Genomic DNA, 26,424 nt, shown 5'->3' on the forward strand with positions numbered 1-26,424 from the left:
AGTCTATTTGTTACAGCACCTGTGCTGTTTGTGAAGATAGTAAACTGTACCAACCTGCAACAGTTGGACGTTCTGCTAAATGTGCAAAAGTGATTTCTTTCCCTTCACGACGCCACTTCTCTACTAAACTCATAATTCTGACCGAATCAAGCCCTCTATTTAATAAGTCCTCATCAATATCAATACTCTCTACTGGCTCACGAAGTAGTTGTGCAACTAGTTCATGCACTTCCTGTATAGTGATTCCTTCACTCTCATCATCTTTTACACTTTGTAAATCGTTTAACAGTAGGTTTGTTGATGTCGTTACTGCACATCTATTAGATGCATACTCCAATGCTTGTTTATGATGCTCTAGTGAAAAATCAGCAACTGCATCTGCTACAAAGAACGGCTCTATACCATCCATAAATGCTTCACAAGCTGTTAAAAGACAGCCAATATGCGCATAAATACCGCAAATAATGAGTTGATCTCTTCCTTGTTCATTTAAAATTTCTAATAGATTTGTCTTTTTAAATGCACTATATCTCCATTTTGTTAGGAATATATCATCCTCATCAGGAGTAAGTTCATCAACAATTTTCTTTTTATCTGGTCCAGCAGGTATACCGTCACCCCAAAAGTCTTGTAATAAACCTCGTTGTTCTAACGTTTGCCCACCAGGTTGTGCTGTATAAACAACTGGTATACCAAGTTCCTTACATTTTTCTCTTATCATTTTAATATTTGAAATAAGTTCTACTTTTGGTGATTCTTTATCGCTATATGCATCAAGAAAGTATTCTTGCATGTCATGAATTAAAAGTACTGCACGTTTCGGATCTGGTGTCCAATTCACTTTATTTTTTGGTAGTTCTGATTCAATTGGCATTTTATATACTGAAATAGATGGGATAGCCATCTAATCACTTCCTTCCGGTTTTTATTATTGTTTTACTGTAATAAGTTTTTCAGCAATGACTTTACGTAGTTCTTTTTTGCTGACTTTTCCGACTCCTGTTTGCGGGAATGATTCAATAAATTCAATTCGATCTGGAATTTTATAAGCCGCTATACCACGTTCTCTTAAAAACATTTTTAATTCACTTACTCCCGGAACTTGTCCGCGAACTATAACAAAAGCACAGGTGCGTTCACCTAAATAATCGTCAGGCATAGATACGATTGCTACGTCATGAATCGCATCGTGTGCTAATAGATGATTTTCAACTTCTTCCGCAGCAACTTTCTCACCACCACGGTTAATTTGATCTTTATCTCTTCCTTCTACAATGATGTATCCTTGTTCATTTACTTTTACAAGATCACCTGTGCGATAAAACCCATCCTTTGTAAATGATCGTGCATTATGCTCTTCGGCTTTATAGTAACCACGAATTGTATATGGACCTCGTGTTAATAAACTACCTACTTCGCCCGGTTGTACATCGTTGTCATTTTCATCAACAACTCGTACTTCATCGAGTGCAGACATTGGTCTACCTTGTGTATGAATAATAATTTCTTCCGGATCGTCTAATCTTGTATAGTTCACTAATCCTTCCGCCATACCGAATACTTGCTGTAACGTACATCCAAATGTAGGGCGTATACGTCTTGCAACCTCAGCGCTAAACTTAGCACCACCTACTTGAATAACCTCTAAGCTCGATAAATCGGCATTACGAGAAGATGCAGCATCAAGCCAAATCATTGCTAATGGCGGAACGAGCGCTGTAATTGTAACTTTTTCTTTTTCAATAAGAGCAAAGGCCTCATCTGGACTACCACCAGTTGCCAATACCACTTTTCCACCCGCATAGAAAGTTCCAAATGTCCCTGGAGAACTCATTGGGTAATTGTGTGCTACTGGAAGAACTGCCATATAGACGCTTTCTGCATTCAAATTACAAATTTCAGCGCTAACACGTAAACTATAAATATAGTCATCATGTGTTCTAGGAATTAATTTAGAAAGACCTGTTGTGCCTCCTGATAATTGGAGAAACGCAACATCACTTGGCTGAACTTCTGGTAATGAGACGGGATCCATATACAGATCATTTATGTTCACAAACTCTTCTTCTTCTCCCACTACAATTACATGTTGTAAAGTTGGCACTTTCTCTTTCACTTCTCTTGCTAGTTTTCGATAATCAAAACCGAGAGCCTTATCTGAAATAACGTAAGCGCTCGCCTCGCCAAAATCACAAAAATAACTAATTTCACTGCTTCGATGTGACGGCAGTGCAAAGACAGGAAGCGCTCCAATTCGAAATAGTGCAAAACATATTTCGAAAAACTCGATAATGTTAGGTAACTGGATTACAACTCTGTCCTCTTTCTTTATTCCTAAATTCAGTAAACCTGCTGCTAAACGATCTACCTTTTTATTAAGTTCACTATATGTTATATGCTTCTTACCACTTACAACCGCGATTTGATCTCCATATTTCTCAGCCCGCTCTCTTAACACTCCTCCAAATGTTTCACCAAGCCAACATCCTTCTTCTCGGTAACGATCGGCAAATTCTTTTGGCCATTCTGTATAACCTACTAGCATTCTTTCTTCCCCCTATTTTTCATTAAGTGAACTATCTCTTAGCCCTAAAGCTTTTAGCATTGTTTGGAACTTAGCTGATGTTTCTGCTAACTCATCTTCTGGTTTTGACTCAGCAACAACTCCAGCTCCTGCATATAAACGCAGTGTATTTTCTTGTACTTCAGCACAACGAATTGTAACAATCCATTCTCCATCTCCATTTAAATCGCTCCATCCTAGCATTCCTGTAAAGAACTTGCGGTCAAATGGCTCAATATGCTGTATAGCCTCTCTTGCTTTTTCCATCGGAGTTCCGCAAACTGCTGGCGTAGGATGAAGGGCAATTGCTAATTGTAAAGAAGAAGTATTTGGATCCTTCAGTTCACCTTTCAATTCTGTAGACAAATGCCACATCGCTTCACTATGAATAACTGATGGCTTTTCTGGAACATGTAATGTATGACAATACGGACGAAGTGCAGCGGCAACCGCTTCAACTACTACCGCATGTTCATGTAAATCTTTTGGAGAAGAAAGTAATTCCTCTGCTCTTCTTTTATCTTCTACTGGGTCCTCACTACGTGGCCTTGAACCAGCTAACGGATTAGAAATAACTTGCATACCATTACGTGAAACAAGTAATTCAGGACTTGCTCCAATTAGCGTCTTACTGTTCTCTTTTTCATCTTTCGGTAAATTCACAGCAAATGTATAACCATGCTTATTATGTTCTGCTAATTCTCGCAGAAGTTTTTGCTTATCAATCTTTTCGGAAGATTTAACATCTAACGATCTGGATAGAACGATTTTCTTTAAATCACCGTCCTGTATTTTTTTAATTCCTTGCTTCACACCATTCATATAAACTTCAGGGTCTGGCATTGGCGTCATTTCAAATGTTACGTTCTCATTTATTTCAAGCTGATTTGTTGTATCCAATTGTAAACGCTCAGAAATCCTACTATATTCTGGTACGATAAGTTGGACTTCTTTTCTACGATCAAATGGCAAAGCACCCACAACGATAGGATTTGGATTTCCAGCTTGTTTCGCATTACTTAATGTCGCTTGCACAAGCTCTGGGAAATTTTCAATTTCACGATGCTTTACTGTAGTAAACTCTCCTTCTGCTAATATCGTTCGAGTTGGTGAAGCGAAAAAGAATGAAGATTCAGTCTTATAATCTTCTAAAAGTTTTTCTGACAATTCCTTTACAGCTATATGTTCATTCATAATATAATAACCTCCTGAATTTTTATTAAACTCCTAACGTAGCACCGCCATCGACACATAAATTGTGCATTGTAATATGACTTGCTCTATCTGAGGCTAAAAATAACACGGCTTCAGCAACTTCTGAAGGTTGTGCAATTTTTTGTAATGGAATTCCGAGTCTATATGTATTTTGAGAACCAGCAATTATATTTTTAGCTCCATTCTCATCAGCCCATAGTAATCTTTGCATCTCAGTTTCAGTAGAACCTGGAGAAACTAAGTTGCAGCGTATATTGTATGCCGCAAGCTCTAGTCCTAAACATTTCATAAACATCGTCGCTGCAGCCTTTGACGCAGCATACGCAGCCATCTCCATTCTCGGCGTATTTGCCGCATTTGAACCGACTGTAACAATTGCCCCTGATTTTCTTAACATCATATTTTTACTTACCGCTCGGGACATATTGAAAACCCCTGTAGTATTTACAGAGAATGTTTTATTCCAATCTTCATCACTTAACGAATGAATTGGTCCCATACGTAAAACCCCTGCAACATTTATTAAAATATCTATTGGCGCTATTTCATTTGCAATATGATTTACCATGTCTTCAACAGCAGCGCTATGACTCACATCTAAACGAAACGTTTTCATACGTGTTTTATTTAATTCATTTTGATTTAAGAGTACATTTAACCCCTCTTCATTTTGATCAACCGCAATAACTGTGGCTCCTCTTTCTAAAAACATTTTGGCAACAACACTGCCTATGCCTTGTGCTGCACCTGTTACTAAAACTGTTTGCCCATCAAATTCCCCTAAGTTCATTTTCTCTATCCTTTCACATAAACATTAATTTCATTAAGTGACACAAATGATATTGATTTTCATTATCAGTTGTGTTGTAAAAAATAATACACTTACTAAACTAATTGGTCAAGTGCGCATTACTTTAAAATCCATTTTATTGATAATGTTTTTCATTTACTATCTTACACCGAAATGATAATGTTTCTCAATAAACTTGTCAATCTTTTTTTATTTTTCAGATAAAGTATTTTAATGCTTCTTAATAAAATCATATGTAAACGCATTAAAAGTACTTATATTATAAATAAAATTCAAAGTCCTCTTTTTAAAATTGAAGAAGCTAAACTAGAGATACGTTCATTTACAATGCTTTATGAAAAACTCAAGTATATATTTTCTCAATATTTTTCTGAAAATATATCTTACAAATACTAATGAATGTCTTTTTTGTCATTTAAGATTTAATATATATTTCGAATACGATGTATCGATTTATTATATTTCAATATAATCCAAATCGGCATTTCACTCACTTTTACATCTATGAAAATCACAAAAGTAATTTAACCTTGTTAAAATAACTCATAAAAAAGCATCCTAATTAATAGAATAGGATGCTTTTTCGTAATCATATTGTTATAGAAGATTTGTATACTTATGCTACGCTGCGATACTCTTCTTCTTGTTCTTTTTTCTGTTTAGGTGCTTGAATTAAAATTGCGATAATGAATGACACGACACATAATACACCGATCACCATGAACGTTGGTTTGAATCCACCTAGAAGTGCACCGATAAAGGAACCTGCAAGCGCCCCAAATCCAAATCCTTGATACACAATTCCGTAGTTCTTACTATGGTTTTTCATACCGAAGAAATCACCAACAATAGCTGGGAAAATAGTGATATTTCCACCAAAGCAAAACGCTACACTTGCTACACATACGAAGTAAATACCATAATTTAAATCTACAAAACTTAGAACTAAGACTGAACTCGCCATAACAACAAAAGTACCAGTAACGATTTTTAAACGTCCAATTTTATCCGATAATGGTCCTAAAATGATACGACCTAATGTATTGAAGATTGCAACCATAGCCACCGCATTAGCTGCTGTTGCTGCGCTAAGTCCTACAAGTTGAACACCAATGTCTTTTACCATACCAATTAAGTATAAGCCACTCATACATGATGTAAATAACATGATAAATAATAAGTATACTTGTTTTGTGCCTAACATTTCTTTCGTTGTGTATTCCTTAGTTTTTGTTTCATGAACTGCTCCTTGATCTGCAGCTTGATGGATTAAACAAGCACCAATTACAATCATAACTGTAACAATTAAACCCCAGTATATAAATGCTTGCGATACACCAACTGATTCAATCAACTGTGCGTTAACGTATTTAAAGATTAAGCTACCTGAACCATATGCAGAGACAGAAATACCAGCAATTAAACCTTTACGCTCTGGAAACCACTTTATTAAATTTGATAGTGAAGTGATATATGCTGTACCATCTGCATAACCTACAACAACTCCCGCTAGTACATAAAGTAATATTAATGAGGACGCTTGTGAGCTAAGTATTAATCCTAGTCCTAATGCTAATCCAGCTATCATAATAAGTTTACGAAGTCCCCATTTTTCTTGCAATTTACTCGCAAATAAAGTTGAAAATGCTAAAGAAAGACTAGTAATTGAGAAAGTTATCGCAACAGCGTTAAGACTCCAACCGTATTTACTAACTAAAGGCTGATTGAATAAACTCCATGTATATATCGTCCCAAGCCCCATTTGTACTATAACTGTGCCAAGGACAACAAACCATGGATTAACAGTTGATTTTTTCATACCTTTCCGCCTCCTCTTTCTATTTCAATGCTATTCGCTAAATTTACTTTTTTTATGTTCATTTTGGTCACCTCTTTTGATTTGACACCTTCATTGTATAAGATGTTTTCGTTTATGTAAGCACTTACAAGACAGAGCGTCAAAAACGTAGAATCAGTTACAAAAAACGAAGGATGAAATACAAAAACTACTTATTAAATACGTAACAGTTATTTAATAAGTAGTTTTTGTATAAGCTCGATTTACATTTGTTTTTGAACCCTTTTTAAAAAGTGAAACAATAAAACCGTCTCTTTACTATTTATTAAAGAGACGGTTTTATTAGGTCAATTCATAAGCCTGACTTTTTTTATACGTTTATAATTGTTTCTTCAAATGTAACAATTGGCTCTACAAATTCCATCATAATGAAAGCATTTTTAATACGTCTTGTTAAAACTTCTTTTAATTCTGCACACATTTCTTCTGTAAGTGATTTTACAAATACAAAGTTGTGATAATAAATCACACTCTTCTCTTTACTTAATGGGTTTAAAAACATCCCCTCTTTTGTGACGAGAGCATTAGAATGCCCCGATAAAGTTGAAAGAAACGTCTCTAAAATTTTTATTTCTCTTTTTGAAAACGATTCTTCACAAACTACTTTAATATTCATTTCTGTTATCATTTATATATTCCCCCAACCATTTTTTCACAAGGGGATACTATAATACTATTAAATTTTCACAAGACTCCCCTTGTCGTTCATAAAATTCACCAGAAAACTAAGTTGACTAACTTGTTTTTTCCCTTTATTCATATAAATCTCTCCTTTCGTATATATTACTTCTCCATTTGTAATTGATTACCTTTTTATATTAAAGTTTTTCTATGTCTTTAATTGGAATTTTACCAATTAGAGATCTTATTAATAAACGTATATTTTTCTTATACTCCTGAAAAAAACTTTACTTATCTACTTTACGTTTTGTGCTACATAGTGTCTGTTTTTTGAATACTTTGTTTCTCTGCAGTATTTACATAGAAATATTGTTTCGCTAATGCTGAAAACAATTTACTTTGCTTATAATACAGTGAAACTTTAATCAGCCCTCGCCTAACTTCTTTGCTTCCACTGAATTTTGAGGCGGGGGTCTTACTGCCCAGCAAATAGCGGGATAAACTTAAATAAAATATAACTTTTAACATAGGAGTACTTTATACTCTTCAATTAGAGAACAAATTTTTTTCCAATAAATAAAACTAAATATTCACTAATATATCTATCCGTGGTTTAATATATATAATAAAAAAATATTTCTGTCTTTAATGAGGAGGTACTATGAAAGCAAACGTAGGGGATACTATACTTTTTCAACGAAATAATTTAAAGATTACAGGATCTGTATTAAAACTTTATACTGAATCGGTCTTAGTTGAAATTACAAATGTAAGCGGTGGTACTTTTGAATTTGATCGAACAATTGTAAATCATAAAAACTATAAAGTTTTAAATACAAATACATAAAACAACACAAAATAGCCCCTGCTCAACAGCAGGGGCTATTTTATATAAAAATATTTCACTAGTTTATATACCCTAAAACATTAACAATCTTACTCGCTTTTAAATTGTTAATATGATAATAAATTTCTAAACCTCTTCTCTCTGCTCGTAACACTTTACCCTTCATTTTTGATAGATGTTGTGAAACAGTAGATTGCGGAATATTCAGTAACTCTGTTAATTGTGTTACATTACAAGTTTTTCTCGTACTTAATTCATTTACAATTTGCAGTCGGATTGGATGCGCCATAATTTTTAAAATATCTACATCTTCTTCTGAAACTAAAGTTTTTCTCATTTCACTCGTATATGTTGTCATAAGACATTCCCCTTTTATATGAATTCCATATTCATAAGATCTATTTCCAAATTTTTTAAAACCCTTGATTAAAACTTTCATATAGAAATAAAAGGATTTTAAATTTTTGAAAACAGAACTTACATTTACTTTATTTATTTATTTATTTGGTACATATACATAATACAATGTTAATATGTGCTCTATGTGAAGTTCACATAAATTTGTGATGAAGATTTACTTAGCCACTCGCATCCTACTCATCTAATTACCCACTGCATAAAATCATCAGTTATTTTAACACATTTTAGGCGTTTGTATATACTATTTATAAAACAACTTTTATAAAGGGAGGATTCATATGCCTACAGCGTTACAAGAAGAAGTCGAAGAAGCACGGGAAACATATGTCAGTCGTATCATCTTAGTTGGAGGATCGACTTTATTTTTAGTAGGCGGGGTTATCTCAGCAATTTCAGCTTTTAAAGCTTATAATCGTTTGGAGAATACGCCGCCTTCTACAGATAATTCATAGATATTTTATAAAATAAAACGTCGCCTCCAATATGAAGAGACGACGTTTTATTATTCATACATATGACACTAAAAGTATCGGTAGATTCCCTACTCCATTTTTTAAGCTTACTTCACCACAAACCGCGTCTGACTACACCCATCCTTCTGCTTCGTTACTTCTAATACAGCCGGCATTGCGTTTTTCAGCTCTTGAACGTGTGAGATGACACCGATAAATCGGCCTGATTTTTGTAAGTCAATTAAAGCATCTACTGCTTTCGTTAATGATTCTTCATCTAATGAACCGAACCCTTCATCGATGAACATCGTTTCGATGGAAATACCACCTTCATATGCTTGAATGACATCTGCCATTCCTAGAGCTAAGCAAAGTGATGCGTTAAATTTCTCTCCGCCGGATAATGTTTTTACATCGCGCGTTTGGCCAGTGTATGCATCGTACACATCTAAGCCTAATCCACTTTGACGGTTTCTTTTTTCAACTCGCTCACTTCGTTTTAAATAAAATTGTCCATTTGATAATTTACGTAGTCGTTCGTTTGCGATTTGAACGATTTGTTCTAAATACTCAATTAAAATGTAACGTTCAAATGATATACGACTTTCGTTATCACCTTTCATTACTTCATATAAATCAACAAGTTCTTGGAAGGCTTTTTCTTCCTCGTGAATTTGTTCGTCAATACGTCTAATGTTTTCATGTAAATCAGAAATATATGTTACCGCATTTTGCGCACGTTGACGTTTTTCTTTAATGATATCAAGATTAATTTCTAGTTCTTTTATGTGTTCACCTAAAGATGTAATATCCATATACTCTTTATCTTTTAATTCTGAGTTTAACTCTTCGATTTGTTTTGCAAGCACTTCAAGCGATGAATAATAACCTTGAATTTCTTTTTGTAACATCTCCATCTCGGCATCGCTTAATTTGGCTTCTTTATACGTGAATTCATCTGTAAACCCACTTTGTTCTAGCTCTTTCATAAAGCGTGCGAAAGTCTCTTCTTTCTTTAATTTTGCACTTTCAAATTGATTAGAAGCACCTTTTTGTTCTGCTTGAATACGTATATTTTCATTTTGCCAATGCTGATACGCTTCCTGGACTTTCTTCCATTCGTCCTCCATTAACCTAAGTTCCTGCATAGCTTGGTCAAACTGTGCTTTCCAAGCTTGTACTGTTTGTAAGTTTTCTGGAATATTTCGTTTATCATGTTCATATGACGTACGAAGTTGCATACACTCCATTTCTGTACGGTGCTGCATTGTTTCCACTTCTCGTTTTTGTTTCTGAAGTTCTTCTATTTTTTCTTCTACGCTTTTCATGTTCGCAGCAATCTGCTTACGTGTTTCTTCACTTGCTTTTAACGTATTCACGTCTGCAGCTAATTGTTTTCCTTTTTGAACAAGTGCACTATATGTTTCAGCTAATTTTTCCGAATTGTAGCCGCGCTTCACAACTTCTTCTATCACTTGTTCATATTGTAGTCGATAGAAATTCCATTTCTCCTCTACTTGCACATGTAATTTTTCAGCAATGTTCTTCTTATCTCTTAAATTGTTTAACTCTTTTTCATCGATCGCATTACTTTGCTCTGTAGCTTTTTGCGGATGATTCGTACTACCACATACCGGACAAGATTCACCGTCATGTAAATGAAGAGCTAATATACCAGCTTGTTCACTTAACCAGCGGCGCTCCATGTTTTCATATGCACGAACTGCCACTTGCATTTTATTAGTTGCCGCTTCTTTTTCTTGCTCGAATTTTTGTTTTTCTTGCCAAACATCATATGCTTGCTTTAAAACTTTTGCATCTTCTCGCATATTCGTTAGTTCTTCTACTTTAGCTACATATTGCTCAAGTGCTTGTTCTAATTGCTGCAATTCATCAGACATTCTCTGTTTTTGGTTTGTATGCTCTTCTAGTTGTTGATCTAACTTTTGCATACTTTCTTTTAATTTCCCTATTTGAATTTCGGCATTTTGTAAATTCAGCTTTCTCTCAGCTAATGATTCAATGATTGCTTGTAACTCTTCTAATCTTTGAACAAGTTTTTTAGCCTCTTCTCGTTCAGCTTCTTTATTCTTTACTACTTCATACTTCTCCTTAGCAAGTTCAAAGCTGTTCATTATCTGTTCTTGTTTGACAATTATCTGTTTTAACAAACTTTCAACTTTCTGCTCATTTTCCATCGCTTCTTCATACCATTGTTCAAATGGTAATAAGCGCTTTGCTTGTTCCGCACGTTTAAAGGATTTTTCTTTCCTTTCAATTGCTGCACGGTTCTCTTGTAAAGTGTTATATTTCTCATTCTTTTGTTGTAAATCTATAAATTTCTCATTTATAGATTTTGCTGCATGAAAACGTGTTTCTGCATCCTTTAATTGCTTCGTTTGAACATCTTGTTCTACTTGTAATTGCTCAACCTCTGCTTTATACACGGTTGTTTCTTGTTCTAACGCTTCTACTACTTGATGCGTATTTACATGTTCTTGTGCCACTAATGTCTCTAATAATGCTCCATCACGGATTGGTAATTTAAAAACATTACGGAAATAGAGCTCTCTCTCTTTTTGTTTTTCTTGCAAGACATCTTTCCATTGTTTTCTCTTTTGATCAAGTAACTCACGCATTAATTTATAACGATCCGTTTTAAAAATACGACGTAAAATCTCTTCTTTGTTTTCCGTCTCAGATGTTAATAGTTTTCGGAATTCCCCTTGGGGTAACATAACAATTTGGCTAAATTGATGTTTACTTAACCCAATTAAATCTTCCACTTTTTTGTTTACGTCTGTTACATGAAAACGATCGACGGCTGGAACGTTTTCTCCATCAATAACTTCATATAATTCTACTGCATGTCCTGTAATGGTCTTATTCCCTTGTTTTTTATGTCCAAGTTGTCGTTTTATTTCATAGCGTTTCCCTTTTAACTGAAAGGTTAATTCAACACTTGTATAAACATTATCATCAGCAAATTGACTTCGAAGCATGCTCGTATCACTACGTTCTTCTCCACTAGCCTCACCATATAACACATAACAAATCGCATCAAAAATCGTTGTTTTTCCAGCTCCCGTATTCCCAGAAATAGCGAAAATACGATGTTCTCCAAGATCTTCAAAATCGATTACTTCTTTCTGTTTATATGGCCCGAATGCTGTCATAATAAGCTGAATCGGTCTCATCCTCGTTCACCTTCCCGTTCTTGCACTGTTTGTAATACATCTATAAATAGGCGTTCTTTCTCTTCTGATAAATCTAACCCTTTCATTTCTTTATAGAAAGCCTTTAAAAGAGATAAATCATCCGTTTTATGTCTTGAAACCGTTACTTCATTTGTATCTGTGAGTTCTCGCCTTTGCATCGCTCTTTCAACGTGCATTGCATTTGGATATACAGATCGTATTTTCTCCATTGGCTGTAAGACAGGGTTTTCGTCTAATAATTTTACAAATACGTAATCTTCACTTACTGGGTGCTGTAATAATTCATCTATTTTCGCTTCTACTGTTCGCATTTTACGACGTGGTGAAAGTAACCTTTTTTCAATTGCTACTTCACCAGTTTCATTCAGTTCTACAATGTAATAACCTTTTTTATGTTTCTCTTCAGAAATTGAATAGGCAAGTGGTGAACCTGAATATCGAATCGTCTCATTACGTACGAAATGCGCTTGATGTAAATGTCCAAGCGCTGTGTAATGAAACTTATCAAAATAATGACTATTTACATATTCAGCACCACCAATTGAAAGTGGTCGTTCTGCATCACTTGTATTCTCCTCCGCTTCTCCTGAAGAAGTTACAAATGCATGTCCAACAAATACATGTCTAGCTTCTTTATCCATCGTTTCGGAGAGCTCATTCATAAAAATGCGCATCGCATCATCATGAGAACGTACGTCTTCATTTTTCAACACGTGCCTCACTATGCTTGGGTCTGCATACGGTATTAAATGGAAGTGAACCTCTCCATATTCATCATTTAGTACAACAGGTTCATAGGGGAATTGAAATTGACCTGCAATATGTAATCCTTGTTTTTTCATTAAACTACTTCCAAAATGGATACGATCCGGACTATCATGATTACCAGCTACTGCAATAACTGGTGTTTGCAAATCAATAACTATTTTTTGCAGCACATCATTTAATAAATCTACTGCTTCTGTAGGTGGAATTGCTCGATCATATAAATCCCCTGCAATAATTACAGCATCTGGTTTTTCTTCTTCAACAGCCTGTACAAACTGATCTAATACAATCTTTTGGTCTTCAGTCATATACACGCCATGAACAAGCTTACCTAAATGCCAATCCGCTGTATGAAATAACTTCATATTTTTCTACTCCTTTTAATTTACTGATTTTAGTGAAACGAGTTGATAGTTTATTGTAGTTTTTCCGTTCTCCCACTCTAGCTTCAATATCGTTGCACTTCCAATTCTTTCTTCATTTGATTTATATAAAGGCAATATTTCTTGAACTGTAAATAAGTGATAACCATCCAATATTAATTGAAATATATTTTCTTCAATATGTAATCTTACTTCTTTTTCATTTGAAATAATTTTTGTGTGCATCTCAAATTTCATGATAGATACAACCCCTTTTTATAATCTCTACATTTTAATAGTATAGTGGGTATGCAAGATTGACAAGTACATACACAGCAAAGTACACACTTTTCTATTGTTATATGCTTTATGTATTTTATATAAAATACGGTATGTGAAATTTTATATTTTCCCCAAAATAAAAATGCCTATTGTGACATCTTTATTTTTGTATAAAGTCTTTCATTACATAATATAAAACGGTAATTAAGACGATTGCGACGAAAAATGAGAACACTGCGACAATGTAGCCATCTTTATTTAATAAAATACAGAATGAAATAGATATTATAAAAATCGGAAATACGAGACGTACTTTATCCTTCACTTCTTCTGTCGTATCTGTATGATGAAAATACTGCGTTATTCCTATCATTAAAAAAGACAAAATAATAACCGACAATAGTAAAGGTCCTGGCATTCCGATTTCTCCTTTCTCTATTTCTAATTCAGTGTAAAATTTTTTATTACAATTGTACGATTTATTTTTTCTTCAAACACACTTTTAGAATTGATAATGAACATTTCACACCTATATAATAGCGCTTTTATCATTATAACTTCAAATAATTACACTTACAGTAATGTTGTAATATTCCCCCTCAGTCTCTGAAATCCTGCAAAGATAACTCGTCAAAATATGCAGTGACCAAATTAATATTTACCGTCAACTTTTGACAAAATTTATAAAGGACATTTCAGTACATATCAAGAATTAAGAATAAGAAGATATGTAAGGGAGGATGCATTATGACTGAACAAGTTTTATTTTCTGTTAGTGAAAACGGCGTTGCTACAATTACTTTAAACCGTCCAAAAGCACTTAATTCTTTATCTTATGACATGTTACAACCTATCGGACAAAAACTTAAAGAGTGGGAACACGATGAGCGTATTGCACTTATCGTGTTAAAAGGAGCTGGCACAAAAGGTTTTTGTGCAGGTGGCGACATTAAAACTCTTTATGAAGCGCGTTCCAATGAAGTGGCATTGCAACATGCAGAACGTTTTTTTGAAGAAGAGTATGAAATTGATACATATATTTATCAATATACAAAACCGATTATTGCTTGTTTAGATGGAATTGTAATGGGCGGTGGTGTCGGTCTTACAAATGGTGCGAAGTATCGCATTGTAACTGAGCGTACGAAATGGGCAATGCCAGAGATGAATATCGGCTTCTTCCCAGACGTCGGAGCTGCATATTTCTTAAATAAAGCACCTGGATATACAGGACGCTTCGTTGCTTTAACAGCATCTATTTTAAAAGCTTCTGACGTATTATTTATTAATGCTGCTGATTACTTTATGACATCTGATTCATTACCAGCGTTTCTTACTGAACTTGAAAGTGTAAATTGGCATAAAGAAGATGATGTACATACTAATTTAAAAGAAGTTATTCGTACATTTGCAACTGCTCCAAACTTAGAAAGCGAGCTTGCTCCTTCATTAGAAGTAATCAATTCACATTTTACTTTCGATACAATTGAAGAAATCATCCATTCATTGGAGAAAGATGAAAGTTCCTTTGCTCTAAAAACGAAAGAAACACTGTTATCAAAATCCCCTATTTCACTAAAAGTAACATTAAAACAGTTTATTGATGGAAAAGATAAATCCGTTGAAGAATGTTTCGCTACGGACCTTATACTTGCTAAAAATTTCATGAGACATGAAGATTTCTTCGAGGGAGTACGCTCCGTTGTCGTTGATAAAGATCAAAATCCGAATTATAAATATAAACAGTTAAGTGACGTTTCAGAAGAAGATGTGAATCGTTTCTTTAACTTACTTAATGCATAAAATGAAATTGTCATGAGGGGAGGTTTTGTTCATCCCCCACCTAACTTCTTTTCTTCAGCTAAATCTTGTGCGGTGAAAATCTTACTACCCGCAAATAGCGGTATAAAATCGAGGCTATATAGTAGTGTAATTACAGCTACTATATAGCCTTTTTTATTTAATTATTTTTAATAAAATTTAATTTTATTAAATCCATTTTTGTGCTACACTGATTTTAATCAAATATTCTAAAAATAAAAAGGAGGGACGGCTATGATAGAAAATTATCTTCTTTTCATCATTATGTCTATTTGCCTCATCATTTTACCTGGTCCAGATACAGCAATGGCTACGAAAAATACATTGGTTGCTGGTAAAGTCGGTGGAGTGAAAACAGTGTTTGGTACATGTATTGCACTATTAATTCATACTTTAGCTGCTGTAATTGGTCTTTCTGCACTTATTGTAAAGTCAGCTCTTTTATTTTCTATTTTCAAGTACGTTGGGGCTCTCTATTTAATATATATCGGTATTAAAGCCCTTTTAGCAGTAAGAAACAAAGAAAACTTAGATACAAATGATCTATCTTTGAATAATGAAAACGAACATACTTCTTGCTTTCGCCAAGGATTTCTTACAAATTTATTAAATCCTAAAGTAGCAGTCTTCTTTTTAACTTTTTTACCACAATTTTTAAATCCAAATCATAATACATTTATTCAACTTCTTGTAATGGGCCTTACTTACCTCGTTTTAACAGTCATTTGGTTTGCATTTTATATATTTTTAATTGATAAAATTAATGCTTTTATGAAAAAACCGAAGACGCAACGTTATATTCAAGGGCTAACAGGAGTCGTCCTAATTGGATTTGGTATTAAACTAGCTTTTGAAAAAAATAATTAACAAGACGAAAACCGCCACTATTAATAGTGGTGGTTTTCATCTAATAACTGATTTGGTTGTTTACTCTATATTAAAACCAGCGCTCAGTTACAACTTTTTTACGTGTATAGAATTGAACGCCATCTGTGCCATTTGTACCTAAATCACCAAAGAATGAAGCTTTATTTCCTGCAAATGCGAAGAATGCCATTGGTGCTGGAACGTTTACGTTTACACCAATCATACCAGCATCGATGTTATCACGGAAGGTTTGTGCATGTTTACCATTTGACGTATAAATAACCGCACCATTTGCAAATTTAGATTGATTTGTTAGTTTAATACCTTCTTCTAAATCTTTAACACGTACAATACTTAATACTGGAGCAAAAATTTCATCTTGCCAAATTTTCATTTCTTGATTCACGCCATCAAAGATTGTCGCACCTACAAAGTAACCTTCTCCAACTTCTTCATTAATTTTACGGCCATCTACTAATAAAGTTGCCCCATCTGCTACACCGCTATTAATATAGCCTAAAACGCGCTCTTTATGAGATTCACGGATTAATGGTCCAACATAGTTATCTTCGTTAAAGCCATCGCCTACTTTTAATTTTTTCGTTTCTGCTACTAATACATCAATAAATTCATCAGCAATTTCATCCACTACTGCTACTACTGAGCATGCCATGCAGCGCTCTCCACTACTTGCAAATGCAGATCCAATTACACCTTGTACTGTTTTCTCAAGATTGCAATCTGGCATTACAATCGCATGGTTTTTCGCACCTGCTAACGCTTGTACACGTTTTCCGTGTTTCGTACCTGTTTCATATACGTAACGAGCTACCGGCTCAGAGCCAACGAACGAAACAGCCTGAATATCTTTATTTTCTAAAATGCTATTTACAACATCTTTTCCGCCTTGCACTAAATTTAATACGCCTTTTGGGAAACCTGCTTCATAGAATAATTCTACAAGTCGCTCCGCTAAAAGTGGCGTTCTTTCAGATGTTTTTAATACGAATGTATTACCGCAAGCAATTGCAAGTGGGAACATCCATAACGGAATCATCATCGGGAAGTTAAACGGTGTAATACCAGCAACAACTCCGATTGGGTAGCGCCAAATCGATCCATCAATTCCGCTAGCGATATTCGGAAGTGCTTGACCCATCATTAAATTTGGCGTAGATGTTGCAAGTTCTACCGCTTCAATACCACGCTGTACTTCACCTGTTGCATCCGTTAGCGTCTTACCATTTTCTAGCGTAATGATTTTTGCAAGCTCATCTTTGTTTTCTTGTAATAGCTGTAAATATTTATATAAATTTCTTGAACGATTTGGAACTGGTACTTTAGACCATGTTTCGAATGCTGCTTTTGCCGCTTCAACAGCTTTTTCAACATCTTCTTTTGGAGATAGTGGAACGTAAGCGATAATTTTTCCAGTCGCTGGATTTGGAACTGCTTCTACTTCCGTACCTGTCGATTCAACCCACTCACCGTTAATGTGATTTTTTACTCGTTTAATTTCAGTTGTAATCATTGTATTCTCTCCTTTGTATAATTTATTTTTGATTAGAAATTAATTGCTCGCTAACTTTCTTATATAAAGCAGCCATATCATTTTCACCATATCCAGCTTGACTCGCTTCGTCATATACGTTTAATAACATTTCGCTTACCGGTAAATGGAGTTCGCTTTCCTTAGCTAAGTCAACTGCAAATCCTAAATCTTTCTTCAATAAGTTCACAGTAAATCCTGGATCGTAGTTTTCAGGTGCTATAAAACTTTTATAATTACGTTCATAAATTCTACTTTGACCGTAACTTACATTTAAAATATCAAACATTTTATCTAAATCCATATTGTTCTTTTTCGCTAATGTTAAAGCTTCACTCACACCAGCTGTATAAAAACCAATTAATAAGTTATTAATTAACTTAACAGTTGTACCACTATCAATCTGCTCACTAACGTGGAAAATGTTCGCGCCTAGTACGCCCATGATAGATTCCGTTTTCTCATATACGTCTTTTGATCCACCAACCATAAACGTTAATGTACGGTTTTCGGCTCCGATTACACCACCGCTCACAGGTGCTGCTAAAAAGTCTACTTTCTTTTCCTTTGCAGCTTCCTCTAACTGTTTGTTTAACTGCGGCGATACCGTACTTGTATCAATGAAAACTACATTCGAGTGACCATTTTCAAATAATCCTTCTGCTCCAAAATATACCGCTTCAACAGCGCGAGGTGAAGGTAAACTTGTAAAAACTACATCACATGTTTCTGCTAGTTTTGAGATTGATAGACCGATAATTCCGCCTTCTTTTTCAAAGGACGCTTCCGCCTCTTTATTTAAGTCCACGCCATATACTGTGTAACCTGATTTAACTAGATTTTTTGACATTGGAAGGCCCATGTTACCTAAACCGATAAAACCAATCTTTTTCATATCGCTTTCCTCCTATTTACACAATATATTTCCCGCGATTTATAATAGCTTTCGCAATTTCTCTCTTCTTCGTAAATACGTTCGTGTATAAAGGCACTAATAATTGACGGATTTCAGCTAAAATCACATGTCTATCTTGTTCTTCTGTGACAGCCGCTGAAAGTACAGAAATCGCCGCTTCTTCTACTTTACGGTATCCTTCTTCACAAATAACATCCGTTATTAATTGCTTCGTACGTTCTTTTTCCTCACCATTTTTACTTACCGCTTTTCTCGTACGTAAAAACGCTGATTCCATGACGTACACGTCCGTCAACATATTTGAAATTACACGTGAATATTCTTGTTCTTGGTCAATTTTTAGGCCTGGAGTTTTAGAGAGCGTTTTCAAAGATTGTTTCAACAATTTTTTCGCTAATAAAATGTAACGATGGTTTCTTTCTACATTTGCTACATCACTTTCTACTTCAGTATCTTCTAATTGTTCGATTTGCTTCATTAACATTTTAGCAACTGTTAATCTATTAATTTCGTTCGTTCCTTCAAAAATACGACTAATTCTAGCATCACGATATAATCGTTCTACCTCATACTCTTGCATATAACCGTAACCACCATGAATTTGTACAGCTTCATCTACGATATAAGCAAGTGTTTCAGAAGCATTTACTTTATTCAGTGCACATTCAATTGCAAATTGGGACATTTTCTTCATAAGATCTTCATCGCTCTCATGAATTGCTTCATCGATTACACCTGCCGTACGATAAGCTGCACTTTCGGCTCCATATGTAGCAATGATCATATTTGCAATTTTCTCTTGAATCATCGTAAAGTCTACTAATTCCGTTTGGAACTGTTTTCGCTCTTTTCCATATTGAACCGACAAACCAATTGCTTGTTTTGCTGTTCCAATATTTCCAAAAGCAAGTTTAAGTCTAGCAAAGTTAAGAATATTAAGGGCTACGTGATGCCCTTTCCCAACTTCCCCTAAAACATTTTCAGCAGGGATGACAACATCTTCTAAAATAAGAGTCGCTGTTGAAGAACCTTTAATCCCCATTTTCTTTTCTTCTAATCCAATAGATACACCTTCACATGTTCTTTCGACAATAAACGCTGTCATTCCTTTATTTGTCTTCGCAAAAACAACGTATACATCTGCCATATGAGCATTTGTAATCCATTGCTTCTCACCATTTAACTTCCAAGCTGTTCCCTCTTCATTCAATACGGCGCTTGTTTTTGCACTTAATGCATCCGAACCAGCATTTGGCTCTGTTAAAGCATAAGCCCCAATCCATTCTCCCGATACGATTTTCGGTAAATATTTTTCTTTTTGCTCTTTCGTTCCATAATATATGTAAGGCAATGTACCGACACCAGCGTGTATATTAAAAGAAACGCTAAACGCACCAGCGTAACCCATTTTCTCTGCTACAAGACCTGAGACAGCCTTTCCTAACTCGAACCCGCCATAATCTTCTGGTACCTCAATGCCTAATAATCCAAGTTCCCCAGCTTTCTCAAATAATTGACGAGAAACTTTATAGTTATGTTGTTCAATATTCTCCATTTGTGGAACAATTTCTTGTTTAACGAATTGTTCTGTCGTTTTTGCGATTAAATCTTCATCACCTGAAAAATCTTCTGGTGTAAAGTAAGTATGATTTATATCTTTATTAAGTGAAAAAAATTCATCCCATGGTAACTTCGTTTTCTCCATATGTATCCCCCTATCATTCGGCTTTCATAGCTTTTTGCTTATGCTCGTCTACGATGAGTGGAATATCTTTTTTGAAAATAGAAGGCGATGATTTTTCACATCAAGCATTTTATTTTGCCAAAGATGTATTTTCATCGCCTTCGCTGCTTTATCTATTGATCTTCTGATAATACTGTTTTTGCAATACCAGTATCTAACTCTTCAAAGTCATGATATGAAATTGTTTCGTATAATTCACTTCTCGTTTGCATATTAGAAAGTGCATCTTTTTGAGAACCTGTTTCTTTAATTAAAGCAAACACATTTTCATACGCTTTCGCTGCAACGCGAAGTGAAGTTACAGGATAAATAACCATTTGGAAACCCATATTCGCAAATTCCTCTGCACTATAATATGGAGTTTTTCCGAATTCAGTCATATTCGCAAGCAAAGGTGCATTTACCTTGCTATTAAATAGACGGAATTCTTCCTCTGATTGAAGCGCTTCAGGGAAAATTGCGTCTGCACCTGCTTTTACATATGCATTTGCTCTTTCAATTGCTTCATCTAATCCTTCAACGCCACGAGCATCAGTACGTGCTACAATGTATAAGCTCGGTGCAACTTCTTTAATCGCTTTAATTTTTTGAACCAATTCTTCTGTAGTAACAAGTTTCTTACCATTTAAATGTCCACATTTTTTTGGTAATTGCTGATCTTCAATTTGGACAGCTGCTACTTTCGCTTCCACCATTTCTACAGCTGTTCTCGCCACATTTAGTACACCACCAAATCCTGTATCAATGTCAACAAGAACAGGTAAGTCTGTAGCTCTTACTAAATCTCTTGCTCTCTCAGCCACTTCAGTAGACGTCACGATACCTAAATCTGGTAAGCCTTTACTTGCAGTATAAGCAGCTCCTGATAAATAAAGAGCTGAAAAACCTGTATTTTTCGCAACAAGAGCTGCCATTGCATCATGAGCACCTGGAATTTGCAAAATTTCATTTGCTTCTACTAAAGCTCGGAATCGATTCGCAAGCTCCTCTTGTGTTGACTGCTTTTTCACAACCCAAGCCATTCTAAATTCCCCCCTATTATTAAATTAAGAATAGATCTACAAATTCGTTTACATTCATATTTTCTAGTTTTTCTTCATTTAAACAAACTTCATGAATTTGTTCTTGTTGCTTACTAGAATAATGACCTGCCATATTTGCAGTGAATTTTTGAACAACTTTTGGAATTGCTTCGTCTCTACGGAAGCGGTGACCAAGCGGATATTCACATTCCACATTTTCTGTTACTGTGCCATCTTTAAAGTGAACTTGAACAGCGTTGGCGATTGAGCGCTTGTTCGGGTCAAGGTAATCTAAACTGTACTGTTTGTTTTCAACAACAACCATCTTATTACGTAATTCATCTACACGTGGATCGTTTGCTACTGCATCTTCATAATCGTCTGCAACGATATCTCCTTTTAATAAACCAATTGCCGTAATGTATTGTAAGCAATGATCACGATCAGCTGGGTTATTTAATGGACCTTCTTTATCAATAATACGAATTGCTGATTCATGAGTTGTAATTGTAATACGGTCAATTTCATCTAATCTCTCTTTAATTTCCGGATGCAACTTCACTGCACATTCTGCAGCCGTTTGTGCATGGAATTCTGCTGGATATGACACTTTAAATAATACATTTTCCATTACATATGACTCTAGTGGTCTTGCTAATTTTAATTCTTGTTTATTGAATAATACATCTTGGAATCCCCATCCTGGCGCAGATAATGCTGTTGGATAACCCATTTCACCTTTTAGAGCAGTCATTGCAAGATGAACACCGCGGCTCGTTGCGTCACCTGCAGCCCATGATTTACGTGAGCCCGTATTTGGAGCATGACGATATGTACGAAGACTAGAATTATCAATCCACGCATGTGATAATGCATTAAAGATTTCTTCACGTGTTCCGCCAAGCATTTTCGCAACTACTGCAGTTGTTGCTACTTTTACATATAATACATGGTCAAGACCAACTCTGTTTAAGCTGTTTTCTAAAGCAAGCACGCCTTGAATTTCATGTGCTTTAATCATCATTTCTAATACTTCACGTACTTTTAAAGCTTCTTTTCCTTCTGAAATACGAACACGGCTAATATAATCTGCAACTGCTAAAATTCCGCCTAGGTTATCAGATGGATGTCCCCACTCTGCTGCAAGCCAAGTATCGTTATAGTCTAACCAACGGATCATACATCCGATATTAAATGCACCTTTTACTGGATCTAGTACATAAGACGTACCTGGTACACGTGTACCATTTGGCACGATTGTTCCTGGCACAACTGGTCCTAGTAATTTCGTACATTCTGGATATTGCAGTGCTAAAATTCCACATCCAAGTGTATCAAGTAATACGTAACGAGCTGTACTGAATGCTTCTGCACTAGTAACCTCTTTATTTAATACATAATCCGTAATCTCTTCTAATAATGCATCTTTTTGCTTAATTTCATTTGTTTTAATCATGCTATTCTTCCCTTTCTGTCGAAAATTCGTTATTATTAATGATGGGTGTCGGTCAAACACCCATCTGGCGGGCGGCGCTAACAACTCCCCAGTTGTTCTTATTTACTAAGTACATGTCGCTCGCCAATATAATTTACACGAGGACGGAACAAACGATTATTTGCATGTTGCTCAATAACATGCGCACATAATCCCACTGTTCTAGAGCTAAAGAAGATTGGTGTGTAAAGTTGAATTGGAATACCTAGCATCCAATATACTGGAGCTGCATAATAATCAAGATTTGGATAAATTCCTTTTTCTTTTTCCATAATCTTTTCTCCAGCTTCACACATTTCATATAGTGTATAATCACCTTTTACATCACATAACTGTTTTAAAGCTTCCTTCATCATAAGTGCTCTTGGATCCATCTTCTTCATATAAACACGGTGTCCAAAGCCCATAATTTTTTCTTTGTTATATAGTTTCTTCTGTAATAACTCTTCAAATTTCTCAACATTACCAGCTTCTAAAAGCATGTACATAACCGCTTCATTTGCACCGCCATGTAAACTTCCTTTTAAAGATGCAACTGCACCTGTTAAAGCACCGTATAAATCTGATTGTGTTGATGCAATAACGCGAGCTGTAAATGTAGAGTTTGGCATTTCATGCTCACTATATAAAACAAGGGAACGATCAAAGATCTTTTCCTCAAGTTCAGTTGGTTTTTTACCAGTTAACATATAGAAGAAATTCGCACTATAAGATAATTCTTTAAGAGGTTCAATTGGCTCCTCATTATTTAAAATATGATAGCTATTCGCTACAATGTTTGGCACTTTACTTAACAGCTTGTACCCTCGGCTTTTATTCACTTCTAACGAGCGGTTTTCGATATCATTATCGTAACCAGCTAACGCTGACACACCTGTACGTAATCCATCCATGGGATGCGTCTCTTTAGGCAATGCCTTTAGTACGTTGAATACACCTTCTGGTACTGCATATTCTTCTTTTAATTTCTTTTCAAGTGTTACTTTTTCATCTTCATTCGGTAGGTGTTCCTCCAATAAAAGGTGCACAATGTCTAAATACTCTTTTGTTTTTGAGAGTTCGATTAAGTCATACCCTTGAATTACAATTTCACCTTTTACTGTGTCAAGAAACGAGATTTTCGTCTCCGCTGCCACTATACCATCTAATCCCGGGGAAAATTTCTCTTCAGCTTTCATCATTATTTCCTCCAATCCTAATAGATCTTCGTGCACATAACTGTAAGCCTTTACAATATTGTGAAACTACATTTCTATTTCAATGTATCAGAGTTTTTAGAAGATTTCAATTTATTTTATAATGATAAGTTTCCTACACTTTTCTTACTGTAACAATACAATTTTTTGAAAATAATTCTTATATTTTATAAAGAAAGGATAGACTTCTTTGCGTATTTTCAAAAACAAGATATAAAGATTTTTCATATAACACCGCCAAATATACAATTATTCTAATTTTATTTGAGAAATAGAAAAAACGAGCTGTACATAAATACAGCTCGTTACTATATGATATTTATTTCACTATCTCTTAAATATAATTTTTATATAAAACTTATTCATTTTTAATAAAGTTATTATTTTACATAATTAAATTGAATTTCTTCCATTTCCTCATGATAACTTACAAATAAATCATAGTTTTGGAAATACCAAAGATCATCAGAATCTACAAAAAATATAATACCTTCCTTCTCAACTGACACTATTTCGCCATCGGGTTTCTCAGCAACAACCCCTAAAGAATATCCGGGCTGAATTGAACTATCCCCTCCGTACCTTACAGTAAAACGTACAGATTCACCGTGCTTTATACGTAATTCTTCCTGGAACCATTGCAGAGCTTTACGATCAATTGAAATTCTCATCTTTATTCCTCCAGTTTACGCAAACTCTTTTTTTCCTAATCGTTGTTTTACAAAGAAGACGAAAATAATTAAGGCTATCAATGCTGAAATTGCACTCCCTGAAAATAAAATACGATAACCAAACATTTGTGAAACAACTCCAAGTAAAATAGCACCTAACCCGATTCCTAAATCAAACGCTGTAAAAAATGAAGCATTTGCAACTCCTCTTTTACTCGGATCGACAATTGTAAGCATTGCCGCTTGCAAAGCTGGCTGCGCTGAACCAAATCCAATACCGTATAATGTTGCTGCGATAATTACACCTATCAAACCATTTGAGATAGTTAAAACAACTATAGCTAAAATAGTAATACATAATGCTGGAAGTATGATGAATACTTCTCCATACTTATCTAATAGTTTCCCTGAAATTGGTCTTACAATTGTTAATGCAATTGCATATACAAGAAAGAAAGTTCCCGGGTTTACATGAATTGATGATGCAAATAACGGTAAAAAGGTTGTTATTCCTCCATATGCAAACGATAAAAAGAATACTACAATCGTGATTGTTAATACAGATTTCTCAAATAGCTGAATTTTCCCTTTTTCTTTTTGTGGCGTAAATGGCATCTTCGTTATTAGTGATAATACGACTGCCATAAAAGATAACAACGTCGCTAATAAAAATAGACCATGAAATGAATAATTTTGCACAACCCATAATCCAATCATAGGTCCGATCGCCATTGCAATTGTCATCGCCATCCCGTACCAACCCATACCTTCACCGCGGCGTGAATCTGGAATAATATCCGTTATTGCTGTTCCAACAGCTGTTGTAGAAACAGCCCATGTTACTCCGTGAATAACACGTAAAACAGCTAAAAGGACAATAGTCGATGCTATATTATAGGAGTACATCGTTAAGCCAAAAAAGATGAGTCCGAAAATAATAAAGGATCTTCTACCATATTGATCTAACATTCCTCCAATAATCGGTCGTATTACAACAGCAGCTATTGTAAACATCCCCATCATAAGTCCAACTTGCGATTCATTGCCACCTATCTCTTTAACAAAGAGCGGGAGCGTTGGAACAAGTAAATAAAATCCTGTAAATAAAAATAACATTGCGAAAGTCATTTGAATAAATGATTTCGTCCATAATCGTTCCATAAAAATACCTCCATACACTCGTAAAATATTACGATTAACACCCTCATTGTATATATTTTTTATCTCTTTTCCCTCCGCAAATAGACGTATCTTTTCATATTAAATAGTCCACCATCAGCTTACATTAGTCTTAAGACTTTGTACGCATATTTTAAACGAAAGTCCTATATATGTACCTTTATACGTGTGAAAAGAATATACTAATTTATTATCACAACTTAGGAGTGATTATTTTATGTGGGTATTATCATCAAGAGTAACTGTCGCGGTTCCTTCGATACCCGAAATACATGCCCCCGCCGTTCATACAGCAAGTTCCGATGTCGGCATTGAACTTCCAGCAATTTGGCAACAATACCAATCACCAGGTCAAGCTACCCCTTCATTTTGGCATCATGGTGCCCATCCAAGTAGCACTACCTTTTATCATCCTAGCCACGCTCCACTACCTCAGGCTCAAGTCTTTTATCATTTCCCATCAATTTATTTTCAAAATTTTTATGGTACGTTTAACATTTAAAACACATCATTTCATAGCTACTACATTTAAACGAAAAAAGCACTT

Annotated in this window: 24 protein-coding genes; 5 read left to right on the forward strand and 19 right to left on the reverse strand. The window is 34.9% G+C overall.

What is annotated here, in order from left to right; genetic code table 11:
* Nucleotides 1-10: 10 nt before the first annotated feature.
* The 6 genes from M1D66_RS15605 to M1D66_RS15630 all read right to left on the reverse strand — a co-directional run bounded on the left by M1D66_RS15605 (nucleotide 11) and on the right by M1D66_RS15630 (nucleotide 7,075).
* Entirely contained in the window at nucleotides 11-904 is an 894-nt protein-coding gene (locus M1D66_RS15605; protein ID WP_001007260.1) for an isochorismatase family protein, read from the reverse strand.
* A 24-nt stretch (nucleotides 905-928) separates the two neighbouring features.
* Nucleotides 929-2,545, reverse strand: a complete 1,617-nt coding sequence (locus M1D66_RS15610; protein WP_242554598.1) for a (2,3-dihydroxybenzoyl)adenylate synthase — start codon at nucleotides 2,543-2,545, stop codon at nucleotides 929-931.
* Nucleotides 2,546-2,557: 12 nt separating this feature from the next.
* On the reverse strand, nucleotides 2,558-3,757 hold the full coding sequence (gene dhbC / locus M1D66_RS15615; protein ID WP_242554599.1) for an isochorismate synthase DhbC: 1,200 nt from the start codon (nucleotides 3,755-3,757) through the stop codon (nucleotides 2,558-2,560).
* Between the two features lie 25 nt (nucleotides 3,758-3,782).
* Nucleotides 3,783-4,568 (reverse strand): 2,3-dihydro-2,3-dihydroxybenzoate dehydrogenase, encoded by a 786-nt coding sequence (gene dhbA, locus M1D66_RS15620; RefSeq protein ID WP_242554600.1) that lies wholly within the window; start codon nucleotides 4,566-4,568, stop codon nucleotides 3,783-3,785.
* Between the two features lie 637 nt (nucleotides 4,569-5,205).
* Nucleotides 5,206-6,408 carry an L-lactate MFS transporter gene (locus tag M1D66_RS15625; RefSeq protein WP_000750113.1) on the reverse strand — a complete coding sequence of 401 codons (1,203 nt, stop codon included), beginning with the start codon at nucleotides 6,406-6,408 and terminating at the stop codon, nucleotides 5,206-5,208.
* A 349-nt stretch (nucleotides 6,409-6,757) separates the two neighbouring features.
* A complete protein-coding gene (locus M1D66_RS15630) occupies nucleotides 6,758-7,075 on the reverse strand; it encodes a hypothetical protein (protein WP_000627302.1) in 318 nt (105 codons plus the stop codon).
* Between the two features lie 654 nt (nucleotides 7,076-7,729).
* On the opposite strand from M1D66_RS15630, the gene M1D66_RS15635 reads away from it, so the two are divergent.
* Entirely contained in the window at nucleotides 7,730-7,915 is a 186-nt protein-coding gene (locus tag M1D66_RS15635; protein ID WP_000646793.1) for a YkvS family protein, read from the forward strand.
* Between the two features lie 58 nt (nucleotides 7,916-7,973).
* Here the strand turns inward: M1D66_RS15635 and M1D66_RS15640 are convergent, their stop codons facing one another.
* On the reverse strand, nucleotides 7,974-8,273 hold the full coding sequence (locus M1D66_RS15640) for an ArsR/SmtB family transcription factor (protein WP_000214801.1): 300 nt from the start codon (nucleotides 8,271-8,273) through the stop codon (nucleotides 7,974-7,976).
* Nucleotides 8,274-8,613: 340 nt separating this feature from the next.
* On the opposite strand from M1D66_RS15640, the gene M1D66_RS15645 reads away from it, so the two are divergent.
* On the forward strand, nucleotides 8,614-8,787 hold the full coding sequence (locus M1D66_RS15645) for a hypothetical protein (protein WP_001141668.1): 174 nt from the start codon (nucleotides 8,614-8,616) through the stop codon (nucleotides 8,785-8,787).
* Nucleotides 8,788-8,894: 107 nt separating this feature from the next.
* On the opposite strand, the gene M1D66_RS15650 is transcribed toward M1D66_RS15645, so the two are convergent.
* The 4 genes from M1D66_RS15650 to M1D66_RS15665 all read right to left on the reverse strand — a co-directional run bounded on the left by M1D66_RS15650 (nucleotide 8,895) and on the right by M1D66_RS15665 (nucleotide 13,835).
* Complete coding sequence (locus tag M1D66_RS15650; RefSeq protein ID WP_001247461.1) at nucleotides 8,895-11,984, reverse strand: AAA family ATPase; 3,090 nt, start codon at nucleotides 11,982-11,984, stop codon at nucleotides 8,895-8,897.
* Nucleotides 11,981-13,138: an exonuclease SbcCD subunit D gene (locus M1D66_RS15655; protein WP_000765150.1), complete on the reverse strand. Its 1,158-nt coding sequence runs from the start codon at nucleotides 13,136-13,138 to the stop codon at nucleotides 11,981-11,983. Before M1D66_RS15655 ends, M1D66_RS15650 begins: the two co-directional genes overlap by 4 nt.
* 15 nt (nucleotides 13,139-13,153) lie before the next feature.
* Nucleotides 13,154-13,393 carry a DUF2584 family protein gene (locus M1D66_RS15660; RefSeq protein WP_000667346.1) on the reverse strand — a complete coding sequence of 80 codons (240 nt, stop codon included), beginning with the start codon at nucleotides 13,391-13,393 and terminating at the stop codon, nucleotides 13,154-13,156.
* Nucleotides 13,394-13,577: 184 nt separating this feature from the next.
* On the reverse strand, nucleotides 13,578-13,835 hold the full coding sequence (locus M1D66_RS15665; protein WP_001119404.1) for a hypothetical protein: 258 nt from the start codon (nucleotides 13,833-13,835) through the stop codon (nucleotides 13,578-13,580).
* 329 nt (nucleotides 13,836-14,164) lie between these two features.
* Here M1D66_RS15665 and M1D66_RS15670 point away from each other — a divergent pair, with 329 nt between their 5' ends.
* Both M1D66_RS15670 and M1D66_RS15675 read left to right on the forward strand, forming a co-directional pair.
* A complete protein-coding gene (locus tag M1D66_RS15670) occupies nucleotides 14,165-15,220 on the forward strand; it encodes an enoyl-CoA hydratase/isomerase family protein (RefSeq protein WP_242554601.1) in 1,056 nt (351 codons plus the stop codon).
* A gap of 252 nt (nucleotides 15,221-15,472) precedes the next feature.
* A complete protein-coding gene (locus tag M1D66_RS15675; protein WP_049107713.1) occupies nucleotides 15,473-16,105 on the forward strand; it encodes a LysE family translocator in 633 nt (210 codons plus the stop codon).
* Nucleotides 16,106-16,175: 70 nt separating this feature from the next.
* Here M1D66_RS15675 and M1D66_RS15680 read toward each other — a convergent pair whose 3' ends face one another.
* The 8 genes from M1D66_RS15680 to M1D66_RS15715 all read right to left on the reverse strand — a co-directional run bounded on the left by M1D66_RS15680 (nucleotide 16,176) and on the right by M1D66_RS15715 (nucleotide 25,859).
* A complete protein-coding gene (locus tag M1D66_RS15680; protein WP_000633344.1) occupies nucleotides 16,176-17,636 on the reverse strand; it encodes a CoA-acylating methylmalonate-semialdehyde dehydrogenase in 1,461 nt (486 codons plus the stop codon).
* A gap of 22 nt (nucleotides 17,637-17,658) precedes the next feature.
* A complete protein-coding gene (locus M1D66_RS15685; RefSeq protein WP_049107714.1) occupies nucleotides 17,659-18,549 on the reverse strand; it encodes an NAD(P)-dependent oxidoreductase in 891 nt (296 codons plus the stop codon).
* 16 nt (nucleotides 18,550-18,565) lie between these two features.
* Nucleotides 18,566-20,275: an acyl-CoA dehydrogenase family protein gene (locus M1D66_RS15690; protein WP_242554602.1), complete on the reverse strand. Its 1,710-nt coding sequence runs from the start codon at nucleotides 20,273-20,275 to the stop codon at nucleotides 18,566-18,568.
* A gap of 152 nt (nucleotides 20,276-20,427) precedes the next feature.
* Nucleotides 20,428-21,336: a methylisocitrate lyase gene (prpB, locus tag M1D66_RS15695; RefSeq protein WP_000312639.1), complete on the reverse strand. Its 909-nt coding sequence runs from the start codon at nucleotides 21,334-21,336 to the stop codon at nucleotides 20,428-20,430.
* A gap of 19 nt (nucleotides 21,337-21,355) precedes the next feature.
* Nucleotides 21,356-22,792 carry a 2-methylcitrate dehydratase gene (prpD, locus tag M1D66_RS15700; RefSeq protein WP_000598123.1) on the reverse strand — a complete coding sequence of 479 codons (1,437 nt, stop codon included), beginning with the start codon at nucleotides 22,790-22,792 and terminating at the stop codon, nucleotides 21,356-21,358.
* Between the two features lie 98 nt (nucleotides 22,793-22,890).
* Entirely contained in the window at nucleotides 22,891-24,012 is a 1,122-nt protein-coding gene (gene mmgD / locus M1D66_RS15705; RefSeq protein WP_002041090.1) for a citrate synthase, read from the reverse strand.
* Between the two features lie 395 nt (nucleotides 24,013-24,407).
* The gene (locus M1D66_RS15710; protein ID WP_001222842.1) at nucleotides 24,408-24,698 is read right to left on the reverse strand and encodes a HesB/YadR/YfhF family protein; all 291 of its coding nucleotides are present in this window, start codon (nucleotides 24,696-24,698) and stop codon (nucleotides 24,408-24,410) included.
* Nucleotides 24,699-24,713: 15 nt separating this feature from the next.
* Nucleotides 24,714-25,859 carry an MFS transporter gene (locus M1D66_RS15715; RefSeq protein ID WP_242554603.1) on the reverse strand — a complete coding sequence of 382 codons (1,146 nt, stop codon included), beginning with the start codon at nucleotides 25,857-25,859 and terminating at the stop codon, nucleotides 24,714-24,716.
* A gap of 235 nt (nucleotides 25,860-26,094) precedes the next feature.
* Here M1D66_RS15715 and M1D66_RS15720 point away from each other — a divergent pair, with 235 nt between their 5' ends.
* Nucleotides 26,095-26,379: a hypothetical protein gene (locus M1D66_RS15720; protein ID WP_000270101.1), complete on the forward strand. Its 285-nt coding sequence runs from the start codon at nucleotides 26,095-26,097 to the stop codon at nucleotides 26,377-26,379.
* The last annotated feature ends 45 nt before the right edge of the window (nucleotides 26,380-26,424 follow it).

The organism is Bacillus sp. PK6-16 (genome assembly GCF_056530295.1).

What these genes read in the sequence shown, in the direction of transcription:
- M1D66_RS15680 (WP_000633344.1), bottom strand. Translation starts at nt 17,636, where the DNA reads ATGATTACAACTGAAATTAAACGAGTAAAAAATCACATTAACGGTGAG.
- M1D66_RS15655 (WP_000765150.1), bottom strand. Translation starts at nt 13,138, where the DNA reads ATGAAGTTATTTCATACAGCGGATTGGCATTTAGGTAAGCTTGTTCAT.
- M1D66_RS15715 (WP_242554603.1), bottom strand. Translation starts at nt 25,859, where the DNA reads ATGGAACGATTATGGACGAAATCATTTATTCAAATGACTTTCGCAATG.
- M1D66_RS15675 (WP_049107713.1), top strand. Translation starts at nt 15,473, where the DNA reads ATGATAGAAAATTATCTTCTTTTCATCATTATGTCTATTTGCCTCATC.
- M1D66_RS15710 (WP_001222842.1), bottom strand. Translation starts at nt 24,698, where the DNA reads ATGAGAATTTCAATTGATCGTAAAGCTCTGCAATGGTTCCAGGAAGAA.
- mmgD (WP_002041090.1), bottom strand. Translation starts at nt 24,012, where the DNA reads ATGATGAAAGCTGAAGAGAAATTTTCCCCGGGATTAGATGGTATAGTG.
- M1D66_RS15625 (WP_000750113.1), bottom strand. Translation starts at nt 6,408, where the DNA reads ATGAAAAAATCAACTGTTAATCCATGGTTTGTTGTCCTTGGCACAGTT.
- M1D66_RS15690 (WP_242554602.1), bottom strand. Translation starts at nt 20,275, where the DNA reads ATGGAGAAAACGAAGTTACCATGGGATGAATTTTTTTCACTTAATAAA.
- M1D66_RS15650 (WP_001247461.1), bottom strand. Translation starts at nt 11,984, where the DNA reads ATGAGACCGATTCAGCTTATTATGACAGCATTCGGGCCATATAAACAG.
- prpD (WP_000598123.1), bottom strand. Translation starts at nt 22,792, where the DNA reads ATGATTAAAACAAATGAAATTAAGCAAAAAGATGCATTATTAGAAGAG.
- M1D66_RS15610 (WP_242554598.1), bottom strand. Translation starts at nt 2,545, where the DNA reads ATGCTAGTAGGTTATACAGAATGGCCAAAAGAATTTGCCGATCGTTAC.
- M1D66_RS15640 (WP_000214801.1), bottom strand. Translation starts at nt 8,273, where the DNA reads ATGACAACATATACGAGTGAAATGAGAAAAACTTTAGTTTCAGAAGAA.
- M1D66_RS15685 (WP_049107714.1), bottom strand. Translation starts at nt 18,549, where the DNA reads ATGAAAAAGATTGGTTTTATCGGTTTAGGTAACATGGGCCTTCCAATG.
- M1D66_RS15720 (WP_000270101.1), top strand. Translation starts at nt 26,095, where the DNA reads ATGTGGGTATTATCATCAAGAGTAACTGTCGCGGTTCCTTCGATACCC.
- M1D66_RS15635 (WP_000646793.1), top strand. Translation starts at nt 7,730, where the DNA reads ATGAAAGCAAACGTAGGGGATACTATACTTTTTCAACGAAATAATTTA.
- M1D66_RS15605 (WP_001007260.1), bottom strand. Translation starts at nt 904, where the DNA reads ATGGCTATCCCATCTATTTCAGTATATAAAATGCCAATTGAATCAGAA.
- M1D66_RS15665 (WP_001119404.1), bottom strand. Translation starts at nt 13,835, where the DNA reads ATGCCAGGACCTTTACTATTGTCGGTTATTATTTTGTCTTTTTTAATG.
- dhbA (WP_242554600.1), bottom strand. Translation starts at nt 4,568, where the DNA reads ATGAACTTAGGGGAATTTGATGGGCAAACAGTTTTAGTAACAGGTGCA.
- M1D66_RS15645 (WP_001141668.1), top strand. Translation starts at nt 8,614, where the DNA reads ATGCCTACAGCGTTACAAGAAGAAGTCGAAGAAGCACGGGAAACATAT.
- prpB (WP_000312639.1), bottom strand. Translation starts at nt 21,336, where the DNA reads ATGGCTTGGGTTGTGAAAAAGCAGTCAACACAAGAGGAGCTTGCGAAT.
- dhbC (WP_242554599.1), bottom strand. Translation starts at nt 3,757, where the DNA reads ATGAATGAACATATAGCTGTAAAGGAATTGTCAGAAAAACTTTTAGAA.
- M1D66_RS15630 (WP_000627302.1), bottom strand. Translation starts at nt 7,075, where the DNA reads ATGATAACAGAAATGAATATTAAAGTAGTTTGTGAAGAATCGTTTTCA.
- M1D66_RS15670 (WP_242554601.1), top strand. Translation starts at nt 14,165, where the DNA reads ATGACTGAACAAGTTTTATTTTCTGTTAGTGAAAACGGCGTTGCTACA.
- M1D66_RS15660 (WP_000667346.1), bottom strand. Translation starts at nt 13,393, where the DNA reads ATGAAATTTGAGATGCACACAAAAATTATTTCAAATGAAAAAGAAGTA.